The following is a 26,341-nucleotide window of genomic DNA, read 5'->3' as shown; positions in this document are numbered from 1 at the left end:
TCCACAGAACACTTTGCTTTTGTAGCCTTGTTCCACATAAACCGTCTGGCGGTATTTAACTGATTAACAAAACTGCAAAGGGCTGTGGTTGGAACCTTTCGAGAACCATCTCGTGGTAGGAGGCGATTACCAATCCACAGCATCCCTTACAGTGTAGCACAGCCCTTGGAGAGGGGCTCTAATAACTACTACTCTTATAATACAAGGAGAAGATGACCGGATATGGAACGGAATTCTGAGATATACAAGGCATACCTGGAGATCCTGAACAAGGAACTGGTCCCTGCCATGGGTTGCACGGAGCCCATTGCCGTGGCTTACTGCGCAGCGAAGGCCAGAGAGACCCTGGGCTGCCTCCCTGACCGCGTGGAGCTGGAGGTCAGCGGAAATATCATCAAGAATGTGAAGAGTGTGGTGGTCCCCAACACCGGCGGGATGCGGGGCATGGCCGTGGCGGCGGCCATCGGCATCGTCGCGGGCGACGCGGACAAGGAGCTGGAAGTGGTCTCCCAGGTGACGCCGGAGCAGATCCGGCAGCTGAAGGACTACATGCAGCAGGCGGAGATCACCATGAAGCAGGCGGATTCCGACCTCTTGCTGGACATCGGCGTCCGGGTCTCCAAGGGCGGCGACTGGGCAAAGGTACGGATCATCAATCACCACACGGGTATCGCCCTGATCGAAAAGAACGGAGAAGTTCTGTTCCGGGCGAAGCCGGAGGATCCCGCCCAGGAGGCCGGCGTGGACTATGACCTGCTGACAGTGGAGCAGATCTACGACTTCGCCCAGTCCCTGGACATTGAGGATGTGCGGGAGCTGTTCGACCGGCAACTGCGGTGCAACAGCGCCATCTCCCAGGAGGGACTGCGGGGCGACTACGGCGCCAATGTGGGCCGGACGATCCTGAAGACCCAGCCGGACAACGTGCGGACCAGAGCCAGAGCCAAGGCCGCCGCCGGTTCCGACGCCCGCATGAACGGCTGTGAGCTGCCGGTGGTCATCAACTCCGGCAGCGGCAATCAGGGCATCACGGTCAGCCTCCCCGTGCTGGAATACGCGCAGGAGCTGGGCGCCACGGAGGAGCAGCTCTACCGGGCGCTGGCCATCTCCAACCTGACCGCCGTGCATCTGAAGAGCGGCATCGGACGGCTCTCCGCTTACTGCGGCGCCATCAGCGCCGGCGTCAGCGCCGGTGCGGCCATCTGTTACCTCCAGGGCGGCGATCTGCGGTCCGTCTCCCACACCATCGTCAACGCCCTGGCCATCTCCTCCGGCATCATCTGCGACGGAGCCAAGGCCAGCTGCGCGGCAAAGATCTCCGTGGCGGTGGACGCGGGCATCTTCGGATACGAGATGTTCCAGAACGGCCAGCAGTTCTATTCCGGCGACGGCATCGTCACCAAGGGCGTGGAAAATACTATCCGGAACGTGGCGGTGCTGGGCAAAGAGGGTATGTACGAGACGGACAAGACCATCCTCTCCATCATGACCAGATGCTGAGGGATACGGCTTCTTTCGGAAAGCAGTCGCGTCATCATACAACACTTCTTGTTGTCATATTGCATAATAGTGGTCCTTTGTGAATATTGCAAAAGCAACAAATATTTATCCGACATCTGTCATCCTCCACAAAAATCCGACGTGCGAAAAAATTGTGATTGCGAAACTGGCGGGAGTGTAGTATATTTTAGAAGGAACCACAAGGGGGTGGATATCCAATGGGATAACCATCCCCTTGTCCGTTTTTTTAGGGCAGTATTCCTGTGGTCCACTTTGACAGCAGCTGCAATGCGGCTGCAAATCAAACAAAGGAAGAGGAGAAAAGCAATGAAGAAAGTACTTTCCATTCTGATGGCCGCTCTGATGACCGCATCCCTCCTGGCCGGCTGCGGAAGCAGTTCCTCCAGCGGCAGCAACGGCGGCAGCGCCGCCCCCTCCGGCGGCAGCAGCGCCGCCGCCAGCACCGCCACCTCCGAGCCCTCCTACGGCAACTCCATCCTGACTTTCGGCACCGGTGATACCGGCGGCTCCCTGTATCCCGCCGGCGCTGCTCTGTCCCAGGTCTGGACCAACCAGCTGGACCGTGTGAAGTGCAACACCCAGACCTCCACCGGTTCCTTCCAGAACGTGCAGGACGTGGCCTCCGGCGAAGTTGACGTGGCCGTCGCCACCGCCGACGTTGTTCTGAAGGGCTACTCCGGCCAGGGCAAGTTCACCGAGGCTCTGGACAATGTCCGCGTCATCGGCGCTGTTTACACCTCCGTCTCCAGCGGCGTGGCGCTGAAGAGCTCCGGTCTGGAGTATGTCCACGATCTGAAGGGCAAGCGCGTGGCTGTCGGCCCCGCCGCCTCCGCCACTGAGAACTCCTGCCTGGACGCTTTCGCCGTCATGGACATCGACGCCAACAACACCAGCCTGGAGAACCTGGGCCTGGGCGACGGCGCTGACTCCGTGGGCGACGGCATCATCGACGCGGCCTTCGGCTTCGCCGGTCTGCCCATCGGCGGCCAGCTGAACCTCGCCGCCACCAAGGACATCGTCGTTCTGAACTACACCCAGGAAGAGATCGACGGCATCCTGGCCGGCAACGCCGCTTACATCCAGGCGAAGATCCCTGCCGGCACCTACACCGGTCAGGACTATGACACCGATACCTTCGGCGTGAAGTGCCTGATCATCGTCAGCGCCGATATGAACGAGGACCTGGTCTATGACCTGTGCAAGACCATGAACGAGAACAGCGCCGACCTGGCCGCCGGCAACGCGCTGCTCAGCGACATGACCGATCCCTCCTTCCTGTGCACGGATATGCCCATCCCCCTGCACGACGGTGCTACCCGCTATTACAGCGAGCTGGGTCTGATCTGATCTCGGAAATAATCGGCAAGTCAGCTTTTCCTATCCCTGCGTAAAGCGTCAACGGCCGGAGCTGGGACTTCCTCAGTTCCGGCCGTGACTTTTCACCGACCTATTCAAGAATGTGAATCCAATCAGAAAGGACTCTCATATGGCTGATAAAGAATATAAAGAAATAGACGTTAGCTCGCTGGACAGTGAGCTTGCCGCCAGCAAAACGCTGGAGGACAGCAAGGGCGACAAATTTATCAAGATCGCGTCCATCGTTGCCATCTGCATGACCCTGTTTCACATCTACACCGGCTTCCACGGGCTGTTCGACTACGTGGTCCAGCGCGGCGTCCACCTGGGCTTCGCTCTGACCCTGGTCCTGCTGACCCAGCCGCTGTACAAGCATGTGTTCAAGGACAAGTTCGCCGGCAGCAAGGCCTTCCGCGCCGTCTGCCGCACCATCGACATCGCTCTGGTAGTCATCACCTGGATCTCCCTGTGGATGGCCCAGGATGAAGTCCATCACCTGACGGAGCGTCTGAGCCAGACCACATGGATGGCCACCTTCGCCGGTGCCTGCCTGGCCATCATCGTTCTGGAGTGCGCCCGGCGCGTGCTGGGCTACATCATGCCCGCCCTGGCTCTGATCTTCGTGGTCTACGCCCTGGCCGGTCCCCATCTGCCCATGGCCATCGCTCACCGCGGCTACTCTCTGGAGCGTATCTGCAAGTTCCTGGCTACCGACCTGGACGGTATCTTCGGCACCACCATGAGCGTCTCCGCCACGGTCATCTTCATGTTCGTTATGTTCGGTGCCTTCCTGGAGGCGTCCGGCTGCTCCGACTTCATCAATGACCTGGCCATCTCCCTGACCGGCAAGATGAAGAGCGGTCCCGCTCTGGCCGCCGTCGTGGCCTCCGGCCTGATGGGCTCCATCAACGGCTCCGCCGTGGCCAACGTGGTGGGCACCGGCACCTTCACCATCCCCCTGATGAAGTCCCGCGGCTACAAGCCCGCCTTCGCCGGCGGCGTGGAGTCCGTGGCCTCCACCGGCGGTCAGATCCTGCCCCCGGTCATGGGTTCCGGCGCGTTCCTGATGGTGGCGTTCACCAATACGAACTACATCAACATCGTCATTGCCGCCGTCATCCCGGCCCTGCTGTACTACTGGGGCTGCGCCTGCGCCGTGATCACCCAGTCCGAGCTGGCCGACATCAAGCTGATGGATCAGCAGGACATCCCCAAGACCAGAGACGTGCTGAAGAGCGGCTGGATCTATCTGCTGATCCTGGGCGTTCTGATCGTCTGCCTGCTGGTCATCCAGCTGTCCCCCCTGTACTCCGCCCTGTGGGCCACCTGCGTGGTGCCTGTGGTCATGCTCTTTGACAAGCAGAAGCGCTTCACGCTGAAGAGCATCCTGCCCGCCATGGTGAAGTCCGGCTTCAGCTCCATGTCCATCGTCATCGGCTGCGCCTGCGCCGGTATCGTGGTGGGCATGGTGTCCCTCACCGGCATCGGCGTCATCTTCGGCGACATGATGATCCAGGCCGCTCACCAGATGCTGTTCCCGTCCCTGGTGTTCACCGCCCTGGCCTGCATCATTCTGGGCATGGGCCTGCCCACCACGGCGGCCTACGTCATCGCGGCCTCCATTCTGGCGCCCTCTCTGATCAAGCTGGGCCTGTCCGCCCTGACCGCCCACCTGTTCGTGTTCTACTTCGCCTGCCTGTCCGCCATCACCCCGCCCGTGGCTCTGGCCGCCTACGCCGGCGCCGGTATCGCCAAGTGCAGTCCCATGACAACGGCAGTGGAGGCGTGTAAGCTGGGCTTCGCCGGCTTCATCGTGCCCTTCGCCTTCTGCTACAATCCGGCCATGATGATGCAGGGCAACCCGGTGGAGATCGTCTCCGTCTTCATCAGCGCCTTCATCGGCGTCGCCGTCATGTCCTCCGGCTTCCAGGGCTGGCTGAAGTGGAAGCTGAATATCCTGGAGCGGGTCGTCTTCATCGCCGCCGGCATGCTGATGTTCATTCCCGGCACCCTCACCGATATCGCCGGTATCGCCATCACGGTGGCCATGCTGTTCCTCAACATGAAGAAGTGGAAGAAGCCCGCCCAGGCCAAGGCCTAAGCGATCTTCCATACCGGACCTTCCGAAACCGGGGACGCCTCTGCGGCGTCCCCGGTTTTCTGCTCCCGTAGCTCCGCTGCGCACCAGACAGGTCCGGCGGACCGCCCGGAAAAATTTCGTAAAACCGGAAAAAGGGGGGTTGACAAACCAATCGAATTCGGGTATTTTAATTAGCAACAGCAAAACGAACAGATACGATGACAGGGAAAAAGTCCCATCAGGACGCTTCAGAGAGCCGCCGGTCGCTGCGAGGCGGTGCAGAGCGGTGGGATGTACTGGCCCTCGAGTATTTTCGCTGAGACCGTCGGTGGCGGTTTAGGTGAAAACGGGTCTCCTCACCGTTACCAGAGAGGCGGGATTCGTCCGGTGCGCCGGGCCGATGCCGAAAGCGGGCATTTTTTGTGCCAATGAGAGTGGTACCGCGGAAGTTCAGGCTTTCGTCTCTTTACAGGAGACGAAGGCTTTTTTTGTTGTCATTTTTGAAATCAATCCAGGAGGAACAAGCCATGAAACGCATCAAGATTTTTGACACCACCCTGCGGGACGGAGAGCAGTCTCCCGGCTGCAGCATGAACCTCAGCGAAAAGATTGAAATGGCACAACAGCTGGAAAAGCTGGGCGTGGACATCATCGAGGCGGGCTTCGCCATCGCCTCTCCCATGGATCACAAGAGCGTCCAGTCCATCGCGGCCGCGGTGTCCAACTGCACGGTGGCCTCTCTGGCCCGCTGCACCAAAGGCGACATCGACGCCGCCTGGGACGCGGTGAAGGTGGCAAAGCACCCCCGCATCCACGTCTTCCTGGCCACCAGCGACATCCACATGGAGTATAAGCTCCAGATGACCCGGGAGCAGGTTCTCCAGCGCATTACCGACATGGTGGGCTACGCCAAGAGCTTCTGCGAGGACATCGAGTTCTCCGCTGAGGACGCCTCCCGCTCCGATCACGCGTTCCTGGCCCAGTGCTGCGCCAACGCCATCGCCGCCGGCGCCACCACCATCAACATCCCTGACACCGTGGGCTATTCCACGCCCCAGGAGATGGGTGACCTGATCCGCTATCTGAAGGAGCACGTCCCCGGCGTGGAGAACGTGGACATCTCCGTCCACTGCCACAACGACCTGGGCATGGCCGTGGCCAACTCCCTGGCCTGCATCAAGGCCGGCGCCACCCAGGTGGAGTGCACCGTCAACGGCATCGGCGAGCGGGCCGGCAACGCCAGCCTGGAGGAGATCGTCATGGCCCTCAAGACCCGCCAGAGCTACTACGACGCCGACACCGGCATCAACAGCAAGCAGATCTACCGCTCCAGCCGTCTGCTGAGCAACACCACCGGCGTGCCCATTCCTCCCACCAAGGCCATTGTGGGCGCCAACGCCTTCGCCCATGAGTCCGGCATCCACCAGCACGGCGTCCTGGCCAACGCCCTGACCTACGAGATCATGACCCCCTCCGACGTGGGCATCCCCCAGAACACCATGGTACTGGGCAAGCACTCCGGCAAGCACGCCCTGCGGGATAAGCTCCAGACCATGGGCTATGAGCTCACCGACGCGGAGCTGGAGAAGGTGTTCGCCCGGTTCAAGACCCTGGCGGACAAGAAGAAGAACATCACCACCGCCGACATCGAGGCCCTGGTGCTCCACCGTCACAACGCCAACTATGAGACCTGCCAGTTGGTGAGCCACGTCATCAACGCCGGCGACGGCGTGCCCAACACCTCCTGCGTGAAGCTGAAGCGGGCCGGTGAGGAGCTGGAGGAAGTGGCCATCGGCTCCGGTCCTCTGGACGCGTCCTTCAAGGCCATCAACCGGATGCTGGGCCTGGACGTGAAGCTGGACAGCTTCAGCCTCAACGCCGTCACCGAGGGCGAGGACGCCATCGGCGAGGCCGTGGTGAAGATCGAGGGACCCAACGGCCGCCGCTACACCGGCACCGGCCTGTCCACGGATATCATCGAGTCCTCCATCCGTGCCTATGTCAACGGCATCAACAAGATGATGGAAAGCACCCCGTCCTGAGCGGGATCGAGACAGAAATTCTGAATCAAAGGAGACTGACACAATGGGAATGACCATGACACAGAAGATCCTGGCCCGCCACGCGGGACTGGACAGCGTCCGTGCCGGACAGCTGATCCAGGCCAAACTGGACCTGGTGCTGGGCAATGACATTACCACCCCGGTGGCCATCAACGAGTTTGAAGCCGCGGGCTTCACCAAGGTTTTCGACAAGAGCCGCATCGCCATGGTGATGGATCACTTCGCCCCCAACAAGGACATCAAGTCCGCCACCCAGTGCAAGCAGTGCCGGACCTTCGCCCGGAAGTTCGATATCGACCACTACTATGACGTGGGCGCCATGGGCATCGAGCACGCCCTCCTGCCGGAGCAGGGCCTGGTGGCCCCCGGCGAGGCCGTCATCGGCGCCGACTCTCACACCTGCACCTACGGCGCGCTGGGCGCCTTCTCCACCGGCGTGGGCTCCACGGATCTGGGCGCGGCCATGGCCGCCGGCGAGACCTGGTTCAAGGTGCCCTCCGCCATCCGGGTGAACCTCACCGGCAAGCTCCGTCCCTTCGTGTCCGGCAAGGACGTGATCCTGACCCTCATCGGCATGATCGGCGTGGACGGCGCCCGGTATCAGTCCATTGAGTTCGCTGGCCCCGGCGTGGCAAATCTCACCATCTACGACCGGCTGACCATCTGCAACATGGCCATTGAGGCCGGCGGCAAGAACGGCATCTTCCCCGTGGACGACGTGACCCGGGCCTACGTGGAGGGCCGGGTGGACCGCCCCTGGACCGCCTTTGAGGCGGACCCCGACGCAGAGTACACCCGCACCATCGACATCGACCTCAGCACCGTGGACTGCACCGTGGCCTGGCCCCATCTGCCGGAGAACGCCCACAGCGCCCGGGAGGGCAAGGACATCGCCATCGACCAGATCGTCATCGGCTCCTGCACCAACGGCCAGCTGGCGGATATGGCCGCCGCCGCCGAAGTGCTGAAGGGCCGCCATCTGGCCAAGGGCGTCCGGGGCATCGTCATCCCCGCCACCGAGACCGTCTACCGGGAGTGCATGCACCGTGGCTACACGGACATCTTCCTGGACGCCGGATGCATCGTCTCCACCCCCACCTGCGGGCCGTGCCTCGGCGGCTACATGGGCATCCTGGCCGCCGGAGAGCGCTGCGTCTCCACCACCAACCGCAACTTCGTGGGCCGCATGGGCCATGTGGACAGCGAGGTCTATCTGGCCTCTCCCGCCGTGGCCGCCGCGTCCGGCATCGCCGGGCATATCTGCCACCCCGACGAGGTATAAAGAGGGGACTTCGTCCCCCCTTTAGATTCCCCCACACCAGTCTGCGGACTGGTGTGCGCGCCCCCGGCGCGCGGGTCAATGTATTTTTCCGACGTACACGCCGCCGGAAAAATGATTTCATGATTCGCCGCAATGTGCGGCGAAATGGAGGATTATCAATGAACGCACACGGAATCGTACATAAATACGGGGACCATGTGGACACCGACGTCATCATCCCCGCCCGTTATCTCAATACCCAGAGCCATCAGGAGCTGGCCTCCCACTGCATGGAGGACATCGACAAGTCCTTCATCACCAAGGTGAAGCCCGGCGATATCATGGTGGCCGGCGTCAACTTCGGCTGCGGCTCCTCCCGGGAGCACGCCCCCATCGCCATCAAGGCCAGCGGCATCTCCTGCGTCATCGCCGCCAACTTCGCCCGCATCTTCTACCGCAACTCCATCAACATCGGCCTGCCCATTCTGGAGTGCCCCGCCGCCAGCGCCGGTATTGCGGACGGCAACGAGGTGGAGGTGGACTACGACACCGGCGTCATCACCAACGTCACCAAGGGCGAGACCTATCAGTCCGAGCCCTTCCCGCCCTTCATCAAGGACATGATCGCCAAGGGCGGCCTCATGGCCTCCCTGAAAGCGAAGGAGGCCGGAGAATGAACAAGACCATCGCTGTGATCCGGGGCGACGGCATCGGCCCCGAGATCGTGGGGGAGGCCATCGGCGTTCTGGACGCCATGGCCGCCAAATTCGGCCATACTTTCACCTATCAGGAGGCCCCCATGGGCGGCAACGCCATCGACGCCTTCGGCGTGCCCCTGCCGGACTCCAGTCTGGAGACCTGCCTGGCGGCGGACAGCGTTCTGCTGGGTGCCGTGGGCGGCCCCAAGTGGGACAGCCAGCCCTCCGCCAACCGGCCGGAGCGGGGATTGCTGAAGCTCCGGGGCGCCATGGGCCTGTACAGCAACGTGCGGCCCGCCCGGATGTTCTCCGACCTCTCCGCCGCCTGCCCCCTGCGGGCGGACATCGCCGCCCGGGGCATCGACTTCGTGGTGGTGCGGGAGCTCATCGGCGGCGTGTACTTCGGCAGCCACTCCACCGAGGAGGTGGACGGCGAGCAAAAGGCCACCGACATCATGGCCTATTCCGAGCATGAGATCCGCCGGGTGGCTCGGGTTGCCTTCGACATGGCCCGGAAGCGCCGCAAGCGGGTCACCTCCATCGACAAGGCCAACGTGCTGGACACCTCCCGTCTGTGGCGGAAGACCGTCACGGAGGTGGCGGCGGAGTATCCCGACGTGGAGCTGCGCCACATGTACGTGGACAACGCCGCCATGCAGATGGTCCGGGATCCCAGCCAGTTCGACGTCATCGTCACCGAGAACCTGTTCGGCGATATCCTCTCCGACGAGGCCAGCCAGATCACCGGCTCCATCGGCATGATCCCCTCCTCCAGCATGGGCGACGGCACCCGGGGCCTGTATGAGCCCATCCACGGCTCCGCGCCGGACATCGCCGGACAGGACAAGGCCAACCCCATCGGCACCATTCTGGCCGCCGCCATGATGCTGCGCTACAGCTTCGATATGGCCGCCGAGGCCGACGCCGTGGAGGCCGCCGTGGACAAGGTCCTGAAGGACGGCTACCGCTGCGGCGACATCCTGGGCGAGAGCGGAACACTGGTTGGCTGCCGGGAGATGGGCAGTCTCATCCGCCAGCGCATCTGACCGGGCGCGATATCCTTTTTTCCGCAGTCCGCCGAAAGACGGAAGCGCGGAAAAATCATGCAATTTTCATAGAAAATCCGACAGCGATATTTAAAAATTCGTTCAAGGTTCCAGAAAAATTGGAATTTCTGTTTTTACAGTTGTGCTTTGCTGTAGTGAAATGTATAATAACAATGCAAGACAAGCAGATGTTCCCATTCCTGCGGCAGCGCCGGTTCGGACGTCTGTCTGCCCGTTGAAAAACGGAGGAAATTCCTATGGATACCATGTTTGCACTGACCAATCTGATCAGCATCTCTCTGGTAAGCATTATTCTGGCTCTGGTACGAATTAGCATTCTCCAGAAAAAGAATAGTGTGTTTGGTCATGCGCAGATCAGGAAAGCGGCCGTCAGTCCCTGCTGAGATTGCAGGCGGAGCCGCCGGATACTGAAATGAACACTCCCGAAAGTCCGTGACCCGACACAGGGCCGCGGACTTTTTCTTTACAGGCATACGCCTGAGATTTTGACACATGGGGGGAACACGTATGGAAATGACAGGAGCCCAAATCCTGATGGAAGGGCTTTTGCGGGAAGGCGTGGAGCACATCTTCGGCTATGCCGGCGCCACCATCTGTCCCGTAATGGATGCTTTGAAGGACATTCCGCAGATCGGGTACACTCTGGTCCGCACAGAACAGAACGCGGGGCATATGGCCTCCGGCTACGCCCGGGTCACCGGCAAGGTGGGCGTGTGCATCGTGACCTCCGGACCGGGCGCTACCAATCTGATCACCGGCATTGCCACCGCCTATATGGACTCCATCCCCATGGTGGCCATTACGGGCCAGGTGCCCTCCAACCTGCTGGGACGGGACATCTTCCAGGAGGTGGATATCACCGGTGCGGTGACGCCCTTCACCAAGCACAACTATCTGGTCAAGGACGCCGCTGAGCTGCCCCGGATCCTGAAAGAGGCGTTCTACATCGCCTCCACCGGCCGTCCCGGCCCGGTGCTCATCGACGTCCCCATCGACATTCAGGAGCAGGCGGTGCCGGATGTCACCTTCCCGGAGGAGGTCCACATCCGGGGCTACAAGCCCTCCGTCCGGGGCAACGATCTTCAGATCAAGCGGGTGGCGGAGGCCATCTCCAAGGCCAAGCAGCCCCTGATCTGCGCCGGCGGCGGCGTGTGGCTGGCCCACGCCCGGGACGAGCTGCTGGAGCTGGCGGAGCGCTACTCCATCCCCGTGGTAAAGACCATGATGGGCGTGTCCCTGATGCCCACCCACCATCCCCTGAACATGGGCATGATCGGCGCCCACGGCAACCGCTGCGCCAACAAGGCCCTGGCCAAGTCCGACCTGCTGATTATGGTGGGCACCCGGGCGGCGGACCGGGCCATCCTCTCTCCCGACGAGATCCAGCGCCGGATGGCCACCATCCACATCGACGTGGACCCGGCGGAGATCGGCAAGAACATGCAGGCGGCCATTCCCCTGGTGGGCGACGTGAAGGTCATCCTCCAGCAGCTGCTGGCGCTGGACGTCCCCGCCCCTGACGCGGCGGCCTGGCGGGAGTGCCTGAAGGAGTATCGGAAAGCAGAACTGACCCGGGAGTTCCCCCGGCGGGAGGGCTCCGTGTTCCCCGGCACCGTGATGCGGAAGCTGGGCGCCCGGCTGGACGACGACGCTGTGGTTTGCGTGGATGTGGGCCAGAACCAGATCTTCACCTGCAAGTACCTGCCCCAGAAGAACGGACGCCTGCTGACCAGCGGCGGCCTGGGCACCATGGGCTACGCCCTGCCGGCGGCCATCGGCGCCAAGGTGGCTCTGCCGGACCGGCAGACCATTGTGGTCTGCGGCGACGGCTCCTTCCAGATGGCCATGAACGAGTTGGCGGCCATTCGCTGCGCCGGTATGGACATCAAGATCGTCCTGTTCCGCAACCATGTGCTGGGCCTGGTCCATCAGATCCAGAAGACCGCCCCTTATCACGGCCCCATCGGCGTGGACCTGGACGGCTCTCCCGATTTTGAGACCATTGCCGCCGCCTACGGCATCCCCAGCCTGGTTGTCAATGACGAGGACCAGCTGGACGACACGCTGGACCGGTTTCTGGCCGTCAAGGGCAGCTGCATCCTGATCTGTGAGGTCCACCCCGACGTGGGCACCTACGACTGAGAAGGGGGAAATGTGAGATGAAACAAACCATTTCCGTCCTGGTGGAAAACCGGGCAGGCGTTCTGAACCGCATCACCAGCCTGTTCTCCCGCCGGGCGTTCAACATCGACTCTCTGGCCGTGGGCGTCACCGACGACCCCACTCTCTCCCGCATTACCATCATTGTGGACAGCGGCAACAGCGTGGTGGAGCAGGTGGAAAAACAGCTGAACAAGCTTATTGAGGTCATCAAGGTCCGCACCCTGGACGAGAGCAGCCTCATCGGGCGGGAGCTGATGATCATCAAGGTCAGCGCCAACAAGAACACCCGGGAGCAGATCATGACCATCTGCAACATCTGCGGCGCCAAGGTGGCGGATATCTCCCCCACCTCCATGACCATGGAGCTCTCCGATACGCCGGACCGGGTGAGCGTCTTCGAGGATATGATGCGGCCCTACAACATTCTGGAAGTGGCCCGCACCGGCGTCATCGCCCTGCAGAAGGGCGCTGGAAAGATCTGACCAGCCCCCGGACGGTGGCCGCCGTTCGGGTGAACATAAGGAGGAATGCGTTTTGAAGATCAGAGCGACGCAGGCAATCATGGAGTGCCTGCTGGAGCAGGAGGTGGACACGGTCTTCGGCTATCCCGGCGGCACCATCCTGAACCTGTACGACGAACTGTACCGCTATCAGGACAAGATCCATCACGTTCTGACCGCCCATGAGCAGGGGGCTTCCCACGCGGCAGACGGCTATGCCCGCTCCACCGGTAAGGTGGGCGTGTGCTTCGCCACCTCCGGACCGGGCGCCACCAATCTCACCACCGGCATCGCCACCGCCTATCTGGACTCCTCTCCCGTGGTGTTCATCACCTGCAACGTGGGCGAGAACTTCCTGGGCAAGGACTCCTTCCAGGAGGTGGACACCACCGGCATCGCCATGCCCATCACCAAGGCAACCTTCCTGGTGCGGGACGCCCAGACCATCCCGGACGTGATGCGTCAGGCCTTCGCCGTGGCGGCCAACGGCCGTCCCGGCCCGGTGCTCATCGACTTTTTGAAGAACGTCACCGCCGCCGACCAGATGATCGACTACGAGTTCATCCCCTGGCGGCAGAACCGGGGCTGTGACAGCATCCGGGCGCTGGCCAGCACCCAGCTGAAGAACCCGGAGCCCAATCAGGAGGATGTGAACACCCTGCTGGACATGATCGCCCAGGCGAAACGGCCGCTGCTGATCTGCGGCGGCGGCGTGGTCCGGGGCAAGGCGGACCGGGAGTTCCGGGAATTCGCCGAGAAGCTGGACGCCCCGGTGGCCATCACCGTTATGGGCGGCGGCGGCTTCCCCGGCGGACATCCCCTGACCACCGGCATGATCGGCATGCACGGCTCCCGGGCCTCCAACGTGGCCTGTGACGAGTGCGACCTGCTCATCGCCGTGGGCTGCCGCTTCTCCGACCGGGTGGCGCTGGACCCCGCCACCTTCGCCCAGCAGGCCAAGATCGTTCAGATCGACATCGACCGGGCGGAGATCGACAAGAACGTTCTGACGGACCACCATATCATCGGCTCCGCCAAGCAGGTCCTGCGGATGCTGAACGACAGGATGCCCCAGTACCAGCACACAGTCTGGAAGGAGCACATCCTGCCTCTGCGGGCGCCCTCCGTGGCGGAGGACAGCCCGGTGCTCACGCCCCAGCAGGTGCTAGAGGTCATCCGGACAAAAGCGCCGGAGGACGCCATCGTGGCCACCGACGTGGGCCAGCACCAGATGTGGGCCATCAAGTACCTGCACTTCTCCTATCCCGGCCAGCTGCTGACCAGCGGCGGCTTCGGCACCATGGGCTTCGGCCTGGGCGCCGCCATCGGCGCGCAGATGGGCAACCCGGACAAGCGGGTCATCCACGTCACCGGCGACGGCTGCTTCCGCATGAACTGCCATGAGCTGTGCACTGTGGAGCACTACGGCCTGCCCATCATCACCGTCATCTTCGACAATGGCACGCTGGGCATGGTCCGCCAGTGGCAGAGTCTGATCTACGGCCAGCGCTACTCCGAGACCACCCTGGACCGGGGCCCGGACTTCGTGAAGCTGGCGGAGGCCTATGGCCTCAAGGGCTATCGGGCCACTACCCGTGCCGAGATGGAGGACGTCTTCGCTCAGGCCCTGGCCTGCGGCACCGGCGCGGTCATCGACTGTCGGCTGAACATCGACGAGATGGTCCGTCCCATGGTGGCTGCCGGTTCTCCCATCACGGACTTCCTGCTGAACTGAGGAGGCGCGAGATGAAAAAGCAATTCAACACCGAGCGGAAGCTCTACACTCTCTGCATCCTGGCGGACGACTCCCCCGGCATCCTCAGTCAGGTGGCACGGCTGTTCTCCCGGAAGGGCTACAACATCGAGTCCATCGTCTCCGGCGCAACGGACCGCCCCGGCGTGGCCCGCATCTCCATCGAGATCATCGCCGATGAACTGATGATCGACCAGATTGCCGCCCAGTGCCGGAAGCTGTTGCCGGTGAAGGCCGTGAAGATCCTGGACGAGGACACCTGCATCCGGCGGGAGATCGCCTTCATCAAGGTGGCCGCCGCGGACCGGGCCGCCCGGGAAGAGGCCATTCAGATCGCCAACATCTTCCACGCCAAGGTCATCGACGTCAGCCGGGACTCCCTGACGCTGTGGGTGTTCGGCAGCCAGAGCAAAAGCGACGCGCTCATCGACATGCTCAGCGATTTCGGCATTCTGGAGATCGCAAAGACCGGTACTATCGCCATCGAGAGAGGGCGTAGCACGATATATGACGACAATAAACTCAAGGAGGAATACGACTATGGCAAAAATGTATTATGAGAAGGACTGCGACATCAACAAGCTGAACGGCAAGAAGATCACCATCATCGGCTACGGCTCTCAGGGCCACGCCCATGCGCTGAACCTGAAGGACTCCGGATGCGACGTGTGCGTCGGCCTGCGCGCCGGTTCCAAGAACTGGGAGAACGCCGAGAAGGCCGGCCTGAAGGTCATGACCGTGGCTGAGGCCGCCAAGTGGGGCGACATCATCATGATGCTGGTGAACGACGAGGTCCAGGCTCAGGTCTATCAGAAGGACATCGCCCCCAACCTGGAGTCCGGCAATGCCCTGATGTTTGCCCACGGCTTCAACATCCACTTCAAGCAGATCGTCCCCCCCAAGGATGTGGACGTTCTGATGATCGCTCCCAAGGGCCCCGGCCACACCGTCCGCAGCCAGTATGTCAACGGCAGGGGCGTGCCCTGCCTGATCGCTGTGGAGCAGGACGCCACCGGCAAGGCCTATGACATCGGTCTGGCCTATGCCGCCGGCATCGGCGGCGCCCGCGGCGGCGTCATGGAGACCACCTTCCAGGATGAGACCGAGACCGATCTGTTCGGCGAGCAGGCCATTCTGTGCGGCGGCGTCGTGGAGCTGATGAAGTGCGGCTTCGAGACCCTGGTGGAGGCCGGCTACGCCCCCGAGAACGCCTACTTCGAGTGCATCCATGAGATGAAGCTCATCATCGACCTGATCAACAAGGGCGGCGTGGCCATGATGAACTACTCCATCTCCGACACCGCCGAGTACGGCGAGTATGTCTCCGGTCCCCGGGTGCTGCCCTATGAAGAGACCAAGAAGAACATGAAGGCCGTCCTCACCGACATCCAGAACGGCACCTTCGCCGGCAAGTGGATCGCCGAGAACAAGAATGGCCGCTGCTTCTTCAATGCCAGCCGCGCCATCCTGGCCAAGCACCCCATGGAGACCGTGGGTGCCGAGCTGCGCCGCAACATGCTCTGGGGCGACGACACCGATCCCGATACCGCTTCCAACTAAAACACACCTGTTGCTCCGGGCGGGCGGCTTACCGCCTGTCCCGGAGCTTTTCCCACCCTCCCCGGACAGGAGGCACCGGCAAGGTGTGCCGCCTGCTGTCCGGGGAGGATGCCAAAATCTGATAAGACCGGAGGTTTCCCATGAGAAGCGACGTTGTCAAGAAGGGGGCGCCCGCCGCCCCCAACCGCTCTCTGCTGTACGCACTGGGCTATACCAAGGAAGAACTGGAGCGCCCCCTCATCGGCGTGGTGTGCTCCTATAACGAGATCGTCCCCGGCCACATGAACCTGGATAAGATCGCCGAGGCCGTGAAGGCCGGTGTCCGGGCCGCAGGCGGCACGCCGGTGGAGTTCCCGGCCATCGCCGTGTGCGACGGCATCGCCATGGGCCACGTGGGCATGAAGTACTCCCTGGTGACCCGTGACCTCATTGCTGACTCCACCGAGGCCATGGCGCTGGCCCACCAGTTCGACGGTCTGGTGATGATCCCCAACTGCGACAAGAATGTGCCCGGCCTGCTGATGGCCGCCGCCCGCGTCAACATCCCCACCATCTTCGTCTCCGGCGGCCCCATGCTGGCCGGTACCATGAACGACGGCCGCCGCACCTGTCTGAGCCACATGTTCGAGGCCGTGGGCGCCTTCTACGCCGACAAGCTGGACCAGGCTGGCCTGGAGGAGTACGAGGAAAACGCCTGCCCCACCTGCGGATCTTGCTCCGGCATGTACACCGCCAACTCCATGAACTGCCTCACCGAGGCCATCGGCATGGCCCTGCGGGGCAACGGCACCATTCCCGCCGTCTACTCCGCCCGCCTGCGGCTGGCCAAGCACGCCGGCATGAAGATCATGGAGCTGGTGGAGAAGAACATCCGGCCCCGGGACATCATGACCCCTGCGGCCTTCCACAACGCCGAGACCGTGGACATGGCCCTGGGCTGCTCCACCAACACCATGCTCCATCTGCCCGCCATCGCCCATGAGTGCGGCGTGGAACTGAGCTTCGACATGGCCAATGAGATCAGCGGCAAGACCCCCAACCTGTGCCACCTGGCCCCGGCGGGCAATACCTACATGGAGGACCTGGACCGGGCGGGCGGCGTCTACGCCGTCATGGCGCAGCTGGCGGAGGCCGGTCTGCTGGACACCACCGGCATTACCTGCACCGGCAAGACCATCGCCGAGAACCTGGAGGGCGTGGTGAACCGGAATCCGGAGATCATCCGTCCCTTGGACAATCCCTTCTCCAAGACCGGCGGCATCGCCGTGCTGAAGGGCAATCTGGCCCCCAACGGCTGCGTGGTCAAGCAGTCCGCCGTGGCTCCGGAGATGATGGTCCACGAGGGCCCCGCCCGGGTCTTCGACAGCGAGGACGACGCCATCGCCGCCATCTACGCCGGCAAGATTAAGGCCGGCGACGTGGTGGTCATCCGCTACGAGGGCCCCAAGGGCGGCCCCGGCATGCGGGAGATGCTGAACCCCACCTCCGCCATCGCGGGCATGGGTCTGGACAAGGACGTGGCCCTCATCACCGACGGCCGCTTCTCCGGCGCCACCCGCGGCGCGTCCATCGGCCATGTGTCCCCGGAGGCCGCCAGCGGCGGCACCATCGGTCTGGTGGAGGAGGGCGACCTTATCGCCATCGATATCCCCAACCACACCATCGAGCTGAAGGTCAGCGACGAAGTCCTGGCGGACCGGAAGGCCAAGTGGGTCTGCCCGGAGCCCCGGATCAAGACCGGCTATCTGGCCCGGTACGCCAAAATGGTCTCCTCCGCCGACCGGGGCGCCATCCTGGAGTGACACCGGAGGTTGGAGAGTATGTACCGCGATATCGCGCATCTGCTGCTGTACAGTGATCTGGGAGAGGACAGCATCCTCCTGAGCCTGGCGGACATCGTCCGGGACTGGAACGAGGAGAACTGCGGCAAGGATGTTCTCATCCGCCGGACCTACGCCCAGATCAAACGTATCCTGGACCTCAGCACGGTCTGCGGCTTCGACGGCAACCTGTGGCACTGCTACCTCACCTGGGTGCTGATGACCAATCAGAACTCCTTCACCCTCACCTGCGAGCGGGTGGGGGCCAGCGAGGGCAGCGTCAACCACTTCGCAAAGAACGACTTCGCCGTATTCCGCCGCCTGTTCAACTACGACTTCGCCCCCATGGAGCGGGACCTGGGCATCGACTGCTTCACCACCATCTGCCACTATCACGCCATCCCCAAGCGGGAGCGGACCTACAACCACGACATCAGCCGTCAGGTGCGGACGCTGTGTCAGGCACTGGAGGGGGCCGCGGACGAGGAGGAGATGTTCCGCCTCATCACGGACTACTACCGCCAGTACGGCTTCGGCGTCTTCGCTATGAACCGGGCCTTCCGCATCCGCCGCAGCGGGGAGAGCGTGGAGTTCCTGCCCATCAGCAACATCGACGGCGTCATGCTGGAGGATCTGCTGGGCTATGAGCAGCAGAAGCGGGAGCTCCGCCAGAATACGGAGGCGTTCCTGGCGGGGAAGCACGCCAACAATGTGCTGCTGTACGGCGACGCCGGCACCGGCAAGTCCACCAGCGTCAAGGCCCTCATCAACGAGTACTACGACGAGGGCCTGCGGATGATCGAGATCTACAAGCACCAGTTCGGGGACCTGTCCGCCGTGCTGGGGCAGATCAAAAACCGGAACTACCGGTTCATCATCTTCATCGACGACCTCTCCTTTGAGGAGAACGAGGTGGAGTACAAGTTCCTGAAGGCCATCATCGAGGGCGGCGTGGAGACCCGGCCGGACAATGTGCTGATCTACGCCACCTCCAACCGCCGCCATCTGATCCGGGAGACCTGGAACGACCGCACGGACATGGAACACCACGGAGACATCCACCGCTCCGACACCATGGAGGAGAAGCTGTCCCTAGCGGCCCGGTTCGGCGTGGCCATCAACTACAACGCCCCCACCCCCAAGGAGTTCCAGAACATCGTCCGGGTGCTGGCTCAGCGCCAGGGCATCCGGATGGACGACAAGGAGCTGATGGTGAAGGCCAACGCCTGGGAGGTCCGCCACGGCGGCTTCTCCGGCCGCACCGCCCAGCAGTTCATCCACTATCTGGAGGGCCGGGACGAGACGTGAGTCCGTCTCAGTGTGAGAGAAATGAAACGGTCCCTGCGGAAGCAACTTCCGCAGGGACCGTTTTCCTGTTCCGAAGGTCGTCTCACCCGATGAAATAGCACCAGACGGGGATGGTGAGCATGGACAGCAGGGTGGACAGCACCACACATTTCGTGGCAAAGGGAGCGTCGCTGTGATACCGGGCGGCGAAGATGGCGCTGGTGGAGGCGGCGGGCATGCCCATCATGATGACGGAGACACCCACGGCGGTGGTATCCATGGCCAGCGGCAGACAGAGGGCCAGGGTGATGGCCGGCAGAATGGCCAGCCGGAAGACGCTGAAGCACAGGGTCGTCCGGTTGACGATGGTGTGAAGCGGTACGTCCGCCATGATGGTGCCGATGATGAACATGGTGAGGGCGGCGTTGCAGCTTCCGATGTACTTGATGGGCATGGTGACAATGGAGGGCAGCTGGATCTGGGTAAACATGACCAGCAGACCGATGTACACGGCGATCAGGCAGGGATGGGTCAGGACGTTCTTCATGACCTTTTTCCAGTCGGTCTTCCCGGCTACGAAGTAGGACGTGCCCACGGACCACATGACGATGCGCATGGGTATGAGGAACACGGAGGCGTACAGCAGTCCCAGGCTCCCGTAGACGCCCTCCGCCACCGGATAGCCCAGAAATCCGCTGTTGGAGACCAGGGTGACATATTGCAGCACCTTCTTCTGCTGCTCCGGGTAGCGGTTGAACAGGAACCGGTTGAAGACCACGCAGATCAGCTGAGTGACGAATCCAACGATGAACAGCAGGCCGCAGGTCCGCAGGATGGAAACATCGAACTCGATGAGGCAGGACTGGATGATGTTGCAGGGGATGACGACGCTGACGCACAGATCCGTGAGACAGCGGGTGCCGTTCTCGTCGAGGATGCCTTTTTTCCGGAGAAAGGTTCCGGCCAGGATCATGATAAACAGCGTTCCCTGGATGCTGAACAGTTCCCAGATACTCATGGGGTACTCCCTTCCGCCCTGACAAAGGACCTGGAAGTCCCCGGGGCAAACAACAATGAAATAAGAGATGCAAAAACAGAGACGCAGATCAGAACAGGCTGAGCTGCTGGGCGGGACGGTCCCGGAACCGGGCATCCCGCTCCCGGCGGACGCTGTCCGGCAGGTCCGTCAGAAAAGAGGAGGGCTCCGGCGCGGCGGTGAGGATCAACTCGTCCCGGGCGCGGGTCATGCCCACGTAGAACAGCCGCCGCTCCTCCTCCATGTCCGCCGGATGGGACGGGGATTCCAGGGGCAATGCGCCGGCCTTCAGTCCTGCCAGAAAGACCACAGGAAATTCCAGGCCCTTGGCGCCGTGGAGGGTCATCAGCCGGACGGCGCCGGACTCCCAGCCCTTTCCGGCGGCCCGGTGGAGGTCCGCCTCCTGGCCCAGGGTCAATGCCTCCCGCAGCTCCGTCAAGGAGCCGTGGAACACGGCGGCGTTCCGCAGCCGCTCCAGCTCCGGCGAGGAGCCGTACTCCGTCTCCCAGCGTTGGACCAGCTTCCATGGCTTTTCCGTTTTCACCAGCGGCAGCCATTCCGCCGCCCGGGCCAGCCACGCTTCCAGAGGGCCATAGCCCCGGACGGTCTCCTCCAGCGCCGCGGGATCGAAAGTCTCCATTGCGCCGCAGGCAGTCCGGGCCTTTTCCGTCAGATCCGCAGGACAGTCCCACAGCAGACGCAGGGCCGTGGTCAGGGCGGCGCCGTCCCGGGGATCCAGCAGGGAGAACAGAAACGAAAGCACGCCCCGTACCCGGTCGTCGTCCAGAAAGTCCTCCCGTCCGGTGACGACGCAGGGGATGTCGTCGTGCCGGAGGCACTTTTCCATCAGCTCAAGCTGCCGGTGGGTGCGGCAGAGCACCGCAATGTCGGAGAAGGCCCGAAGCTCCCGCTCATGGTCCAGCGCCTGGGCCTCCAGCATGTCCACGCCGCCGGTGATGCGGCTGATCTCCTTGGCGATCCAGATGCCCTCGGCGAAGTCGTCCGCCGCCTGCACCAGCCGCACGGGGGTGCCGCCGGGACGGTGGGGGATCAGCGTCCGGGGACCGCCGGGATTCCTTTCAATGACCGGCAGGGCGGCCTGTAAGATCTCCGGTGCGGAGCGGTAGTTCTCCGTCAGATGGAGGACGCGGGTGTCCGGGAACGACTCCGTCAGCCGCTGGAAGCAGCGGCCGGAGGACCCCCGGAAGCCGTAGATGGACTGGTCCGGGTCGCCGATGACGAACAGGCTCCGGCCGCCCCGGCTCCAGGACCGCACCAGCTCATACTGGGCGTCGTTGATGTCCTGGAACTCGTCCACCAGCAGGTGAGTAAAGGACTTCTGCCCTGCGGTGTCCAGCTTCATGGCCTCCGTCAGCAGGTCGTCGAAATCCAGAACGCCCATAGCCCGCAGGCGGGCGCAGTAATCCTGATACAGCGCTTCATCCAGGTCCGCGTCGGCGCAGGACGCGCCGTTCTTCACCCGGGAGACCGCTTGCAGCAGCTTTTTGGCGCTGCTCCTGACGCCCGCGTCCCGCAGGACGTCCCGGGCTGTCTCCAGGGCATCGCCCTGGCTGATGAGGCGCACATCCCCCAGTAGATCCAGACAGATGGCATGGAAGGTGCCGATGGTCATGCGGCTCACTGCCCGCTTCCCGCCCAGACGGGCCTCCAGCCGCTGGCGCATCTCCGCCGCGGCCTGATTGGTGAAGGTGACGGCGGTGATCTCACCGGGACGGACGCCCTGTTCCTCCACCAGCCACGCGATGCGAGAAACCAGCGTCTTGGTCTTGCCGGTGCCCGGTCCGGCGATGACCGCCGTCACGGGGGCCTGGGAGGTGACCGCCGCCCGCTGCTCCGGATTCAGCGTCTCCCCGGAGGGGGCGGAAGGGGCATTCTGCTCCGCGGGAGCGGATTTTTTCAGCTCCCGTTTGGCGGGGGCTTTCTTGGCGGCGGGCTCGGCGCCGAACAGGGAGATCTGTCCGCTGAGCCGCTGGATCTCCGCCGGGGACAGCAGGGAGATGCCGCCGTACTCGCCGTCAAAGCCGGGACGGCGCTCCACCTGTCCTGCCCGGAGCCGCCGGATACCCTCCGCCACGCAGGGGCCTGCGATCCGCTGAATATCTTCCGGCGGTATCTCCCGGAGGATGGAGAACTCCGGCCCCAGCTCCCGCAGCATGGTCTCATACAACGCCTGGGTCTTTTTGCCCGCGGCGGAGCCGCCGGTGGAAGCGGCGATGACCTCCGGCAGCGGGGCCAGACGCTCAAAGGGTTTGGCGTGTTCCGGCCGGAAGCCCGCCGGACGGTCCGCCAGCTCCTCCACCCGATGCTCCACGCCGATGGTCAGCTTCTTTCCGCAAACGGGGCACAGTCCGTTCCGCTCCGCCGTCTCCGCAGGAGACAGGCAGACGCCGCATTTCCGGTGGCCGTCCAGATGGTACTTGCCCTCCTCCGGGAAGAACTCCACGGTGCCCAGAAAGCCCTCTCCGGTGCGGATGGCCCCCACCAGCTCCGGATAGGTGCGGCCCGTGTCCAGCAGGTCCGCCTCCCGGCCCAGCTTGGCGGGGGAGTGGGCGTCGGAGTGGGACACCAGCGTCAGCCCGTCCAGGGCGGAGACCCGCCAGTTCATGGGCGGGTCTGAGGACAGTCCCGTCTCCACCGCATGGATGTGGGGCGTCAGGTCGCCGAAGCAGGCCTCCAGGGAGTCGAAGCCGGAGAACGCGCCGAACACAGAGAAGTGGGGCGTCCAGATGTGGGCGGGAATGAACTCCGCGTCGGGGCAGACCTCCAGCGTCAGCTCCAGCAGGTCCCGGCTGTCCAGCCCCAGAATGGGACGGCCGTCGGAGTGGATGTTGCCGATGGCCTCCAGCCGGGCGGACAGCTCGTCCGCCGCCTCCAGGGAAGGGAGCAAAATGACGTTGTGGACCTTCCGGGTCTTTCCATCCTTTTTGTAGATGGAGCTGATCTCGCCGGTGATGACGAACCGGGGCGTTTCGCCGGGAGCGGCGTCCGGTAGGCGCAGGTCCTCCCGGAGGGTATAGACGCCCTCCCCGGCGGGGACCAGCTGCTCCCGCAGCTCCGCCCGCCAGGCGGGATGGGTGAAGTCCCCGGTGCCCAGCAGCTGGATGCCCTTCCGCCGGGCCCACCAGTCCAAATGGGGTGCGTCGCAGTCATGGCTGGTGGCGCGGGAGAACCGGGAGTGGATATGTAAATCGGCGATGTACATGGCGTCACCTTCCGTCGGATCGAGTCGTACCACTTATTATACTCATTTTTTCCGCCGTCCGCAATGGGCGGGACGTGCGGAAGCGCGGACGAAACCAGGCTCCGCGGGCCTGATGCCTGCGGAGCCGGTTCAATCCATATCGTCCTTTTGCTTCTCCATCTTGCCGCTGCGGAAATGGCTGTACACCGCCTGGGCGGTGGAGCGGGGCACCACCGCGGACAGCTCCTCCACGGAAGCGGCCCGAATGGCCTTGATGGTGCCGAAGTGCTTCCGCAGATCCTCCCGGCGCTTGGGGCCGATGCCGGGAATGTCGTCCAGGGCGGAGCGGATGGTGCTCTTGCCGTGGCTTTCATGGTGGTAGGTGATGGCGAAGCGGTGGGTCTCCTCCTGGATCTGGCCAATGAGGGAGAACACCGCCTGCTGTCCGGCGATTCCGATCTCCCGGCCCTCCGGCGTCACCAGAGCCCGGGTGCGGTGGCGGTCGTCCTTCACCATGCCGAAGATGGGCACCGCGCAGCCGAACTCCTCCGCCACGCGGGCCGCCGCCTGGGCATGGGTGACGCCGCCGTCGATGAGGAAGGCGTCCGGCAGGGGGAGGAACTTCTCGTCGCCGTCGGCAGCCCTCTGGAGCCGGCGGCGCAGCACCTCCGCCATGGAGGCATAGTCGTCGGGATGGCCCTCCAGGCCCTTGATGCGGAACCGGCGGTAGGCGGATTTCAGAGGCCGCACGCCGCCGTACACCACCATGGAGGCCACGATGTCGCTGGCGCCGGTGTTGGAGATGTCGAAGGACTCCAGACGCTTGGGGGGCTGGGGCAGGTTCATCATCTTGGCCAGCAGCTCCAGGGTGTGATTGGTCCGCTCCTCCACGGTGGTGGCACGCTCCGTCTCCTCGGCGGCATTGCGGCGGGCCATGGCAAGGAGTTCCGCCTTCTCCCCCCGCTGGGGGATGTGGACCCAGACTTTATGGCCCGCCCGTTTCGTCAGCACCTCGGACAGGCCCTCGCAGTCCTCCGTCTCCGCCGGCAGCAGGATCTCATGGGGCAGGATGGACCGGGGCAGATAGTACTGGGCGGTGAGGGCGGAGAGCATCTCCCCCTCGGACTCCTCGATGGGGGCGGAGAAGAAGGCCGTCTCCCGGCCCGTCAGGTTGCCGTCCTCCATGTGGAGGATGGCGTAGCAGCACTTTCCGGCGCCCCGGTACAGCCCCCAGATGTCCGTGTCCGCGCAGAGGCCGGCGATGACCGTCTGCTTCTTGCTCAGCGCGCCGATGGCGGCGATGCGGTCCCGGAGCATGGCCGCCTTCTCGAACCGCAGGGCCTCCGCCTCCGCCTCCATCTCGGCGGTCATCTCCCGCAGGAGCTGTTTGGACCTGCCCTCCAGCAGCTGGGCGGCCTGGTCCATCCGGCGGCGGTACTCCTCCGCGCTCATGCGGGACTGGCAGAAGCCGTCGCAGCGGCCCATATGATAGTTCAGGCACGGCCGGTCCGCGTCCAGATCCCGGGGGAACTGTTTATGGCAGGTGGGCAGCTTTAGTGCCGCGCACACGGCGTCGATGGCCTGCCGGGTCTCATACCGCCCGCCGAAGGGCCCGAAATACCGGGCGCCGTCGTCGGCGTAGCGGTTGGCCATGGTGAACCGGGGGTATTCCTCCTTTGACAGCCGCACGAAGGGGTATCCCTTGTCGTCCTTCAGCAGGATGTTGTACTTGGGGCTGTGCCGCTTGATGAGGGAGTTCTCCAGCACCAGGGCCTCAAACTCACTGGTGACGAAGATGGTGTCGAAATGGTCCACCTGGGAGACCATCTGCCGGGTCTTCACCGTGTGGGAGGCGGAGTCCTGAAAGTACTGACTCACCCGGTTTTTCAGCTTTTTCGCCTTGCCCACATAGATGACCTTGCCGGTCTTGTCCATCATCAGATAGACGCCGGGGGCCAGGGGCAGGTCATTGGCCTTCTCCTTCAGCTCGTCCTTCGTCATGGCGCTGCCTCCTTGTATTATAGAGTAGTAGTTATTAGAGCCCCTCTCCAAGGGCTGTGCTACACTGTAAGGGATGCTGTGGATTGGTAATCGCCTCCTACCACAAGATGGTTCTCGAAAGGTTCCAACCACAGCCCTTTGCAGTTTTGTTAATCAGTTAAATACCGCCAGACGGTTTATGTGGAACAAGGCTACAAAAGCAAAGTGTTCTGTGGAACAGCATCACAAATTTACCGTTGGAGGTTTTTGAAATGGTCGTTTCCGTTGGTATCGATGTAGCAAAGGACAAGCATGACTGCTTTATCCACAGTTCTGAGGGCGAAGTCCTGGCGGATGTGTTCACCATCTCTAAGGAACCTCTGATTTAATCCGCACTACCATAAAGGCTCCGGATGTGGGATAATAAGACTATCACAGCAATGGTGGTGTATGACGATGAAGAAACAGGAAACATTTACGGATATCGAATACAGCTTCCGCAAAAAGAAAACGAAGCGGGAGGAATTTCTGGAAATCATGGACGAGATCATTCCCTGGGACGAGTGGGTTGGTGTTATCGAACCCTACTACCCTAAGGGAAAACGTGGACGTCCGCCCATGGGCATTGAGAAAATGCTGCGGATGTATCTGCTGCAGATCTGGTTCAACCTGTCCGATCCGGCTACCGAGGACGCCATCTACGACAGCTATGCCATGCGAAAATTCACAGGCATTAACTTCATGACGGAAGCGGTTCCGGATGAAACAACGCTGTGCAAATTCCGTCATCTTTTGGAGGCAAACGGCCTGAACAAACTGTTTTTCGATGCAATCAACCGCGTCATGGTACAAACCGGACACATGATGAAGGGCGGCACCATTGTAGACGCCACCATCATCAATGCTCCCAGCTCTACCAAGAATGCGGAGAAAGCCCGAGATCCGGAAATGCACCAGACAAAAAAGGGCAATGAATGGAAATTCGGAATGAAAT

The 26,341-nt window shown here is 62.8% G+C and carries 19 protein-coding genes and 1 other annotated feature; of the genes, 16 read left to right on the top strand and 3 right to left on the bottom strand.

Features of this window, described 5'->3' with window-relative positions; genetic code table 11:
* Positions 1 to 222: 222 nt before the first annotated feature.
* The 15 genes from ACTNBU_RS09235 to ACTNBU_RS09165 all read left to right on the top strand — a co-directional run bounded on the left by ACTNBU_RS09235 (position 223) and on the right by ACTNBU_RS09165 (position 19,150).
* Positions 223 to 1,500 (top strand): L-cysteine desulfidase family protein, encoded by a 1,278-nt coding sequence (locus ACTNBU_RS09235; protein WP_441033155.1) that lies wholly within the window; start codon positions 223 to 225, stop codon positions 1,498 to 1,500.
* Positions 1,501 to 1,827: 327 nt separating this feature from the next.
* Positions 1,828 to 2,868, top strand: a complete 1,041-nt coding sequence (locus ACTNBU_RS09230; RefSeq protein WP_441033152.1) for a TAXI family TRAP transporter solute-binding subunit — start codon at positions 1,828 to 1,830, stop codon at positions 2,866 to 2,868.
* Positions 2,869 to 3,007: 139 nt separating this feature from the next.
* Entirely contained in the window at positions 3,008 to 4,978 is a 1,971-nt protein-coding gene (locus tag ACTNBU_RS09225) for a TRAP transporter permease (RefSeq protein ID WP_441033150.1), read from the top strand.
* Positions 4,979 to 5,166: 188 nt separating this feature from the next.
* Positions 5,167 to 5,426 (top strand) — a binding site (T-box leader).
* Positions 5,386 to 6,999 carry a 2-isopropylmalate synthase gene (locus tag ACTNBU_RS09220; protein WP_441033148.1) on the top strand — a complete coding sequence of 538 codons (1,614 nt, stop codon included), beginning with the start codon at positions 5,386 to 5,388 and terminating at the stop codon, positions 6,997 to 6,999. It overlaps the preceding feature by 41 nt.
* A 43-nt stretch (positions 7,000 to 7,042) precedes the next feature.
* Positions 7,043 to 8,302 (top strand): 3-isopropylmalate dehydratase large subunit, encoded by a 1,260-nt coding sequence (gene leuC / locus ACTNBU_RS09215; protein ID WP_441033145.1) that lies wholly within the window; start codon positions 7,043 to 7,045, stop codon positions 8,300 to 8,302.
* Between the two features lie 158 nt (positions 8,303 to 8,460).
* Positions 8,461 to 8,958 carry a 3-isopropylmalate dehydratase small subunit gene (gene leuD / locus ACTNBU_RS09210; protein WP_441033142.1) on the top strand — a complete coding sequence of 166 codons (498 nt, stop codon included), beginning with the start codon at positions 8,461 to 8,463 and terminating at the stop codon, positions 8,956 to 8,958.
* Positions 8,955 to 10,025: a 3-isopropylmalate dehydrogenase gene (leuB, locus tag ACTNBU_RS09205; protein ID WP_441033140.1), complete on the top strand. Its 1,071-nt coding sequence runs from the start codon at positions 8,955 to 8,957 to the stop codon at positions 10,023 to 10,025. Before leuD ends, leuB begins: the two co-directional genes overlap by 4 nt.
* 257 nt (positions 10,026 to 10,282) lie before the next feature.
* On the top strand, positions 10,283 to 10,429 hold the full coding sequence (locus tag ACTNBU_RS09200) for a hypothetical protein (RefSeq protein ID WP_441033138.1): 147 nt from the start codon (positions 10,283 to 10,285) through the stop codon (positions 10,427 to 10,429).
* A gap of 124 nt (positions 10,430 to 10,553) precedes the next feature.
* Entirely contained in the window at positions 10,554 to 12,188 is a 1,635-nt protein-coding gene (ilvB, locus tag ACTNBU_RS09195) for a biosynthetic-type acetolactate synthase large subunit (RefSeq protein ID WP_441033135.1), read from the top strand.
* 17 nt (positions 12,189 to 12,205) lie between these two features.
* Positions 12,206 to 12,691, top strand: a complete 486-nt coding sequence (gene ilvN / locus ACTNBU_RS09190; RefSeq protein ID WP_441033132.1) for an acetolactate synthase small subunit — start codon at positions 12,206 to 12,208, stop codon at positions 12,689 to 12,691.
* A 52-nt stretch (positions 12,692 to 12,743) separates the two neighbouring features.
* The gene (gene ilvB, locus ACTNBU_RS09185) at positions 12,744 to 14,444 is read left to right on the top strand and encodes a biosynthetic-type acetolactate synthase large subunit (protein WP_441033129.1); all 1,701 of its coding nucleotides are present in this window, start codon (positions 12,744 to 12,746) and stop codon (positions 14,442 to 14,444) included.
* A gap of 11 nt (positions 14,445 to 14,455) precedes the next feature.
* Entirely contained in the window at positions 14,456 to 15,022 is a 567-nt protein-coding gene (ilvN, locus tag ACTNBU_RS09180; protein ID WP_441033126.1) for an acetolactate synthase small subunit, read from the top strand.
* Entirely contained in the window at positions 15,003 to 16,022 is a 1,020-nt protein-coding gene (ilvC, locus tag ACTNBU_RS09175) for a ketol-acid reductoisomerase (RefSeq protein ID WP_441033122.1), read from the top strand. Before ilvN (ACTNBU_RS09180) ends, ilvC begins: the two co-directional genes overlap by 20 nt.
* Before the next feature lie 140 nt (positions 16,023 to 16,162).
* Positions 16,163 to 17,824, top strand: coding sequence for a dihydroxy-acid dehydratase (gene ilvD / locus ACTNBU_RS09170; protein WP_441033119.1), 1,662 nt, complete (start codon positions 16,163 to 16,165; stop codon positions 17,822 to 17,824).
* Between the two features lie 18 nt (positions 17,825 to 17,842).
* Positions 17,843 to 19,150 (top strand): ATP-binding protein, encoded by a 1,308-nt coding sequence (locus ACTNBU_RS09165; RefSeq protein ID WP_441033116.1) that lies wholly within the window; start codon positions 17,843 to 17,845, stop codon positions 19,148 to 19,150.
* 82 nt (positions 19,151 to 19,232) lie between these two features.
* Here ACTNBU_RS09165 and ACTNBU_RS09160 read toward each other — a convergent pair whose 3' ends face one another.
* The 3 genes from ACTNBU_RS09160 to uvrC form a co-directional block, all read right to left on the bottom strand.
* On the bottom strand, positions 19,233 to 20,147 hold the full coding sequence (locus ACTNBU_RS09160; RefSeq protein ID WP_441033113.1) for an AEC family transporter: 915 nt from the start codon (positions 20,145 to 20,147) through the stop codon (positions 19,233 to 19,235).
* Between the two features lie 88 nt (positions 20,148 to 20,235).
* A complete protein-coding gene (locus tag ACTNBU_RS09155) occupies positions 20,236 to 23,421 on the bottom strand; it encodes a UvrD-helicase domain-containing protein (RefSeq protein WP_441033111.1) in 3,186 nt (1,061 codons plus the stop codon).
* Between the two features lie 96 nt (positions 23,422 to 23,517).
* Entirely contained in the window at positions 23,518 to 25,368 is a 1,851-nt protein-coding gene (gene uvrC / locus ACTNBU_RS09150; RefSeq protein ID WP_441033109.1) for an excinuclease ABC subunit UvrC, read from the bottom strand.
* A 429-nt stretch (positions 25,369 to 25,797) separates the two neighbouring features.
* Here uvrC and ACTNBU_RS09145 point away from each other — a divergent pair.
* Positions 25,798 to 26,341 (top strand): IS5 family transposase (locus ACTNBU_RS09145; RefSeq protein WP_441033106.1); only part of this gene is annotated, 544 nt, incomplete at its 3' end.

The sequence above is a fragment of the Dysosmobacter sp. HCP28S3_G4 genome, assembly GCF_052065175.1.
Classification (GTDB): domain Bacteria; phylum Bacillota; class Clostridia; order Oscillospirales; family Oscillospiraceae; genus Oscillibacter.
This window is presented reverse-complemented; position numbering and strand designations above follow the sequence as displayed.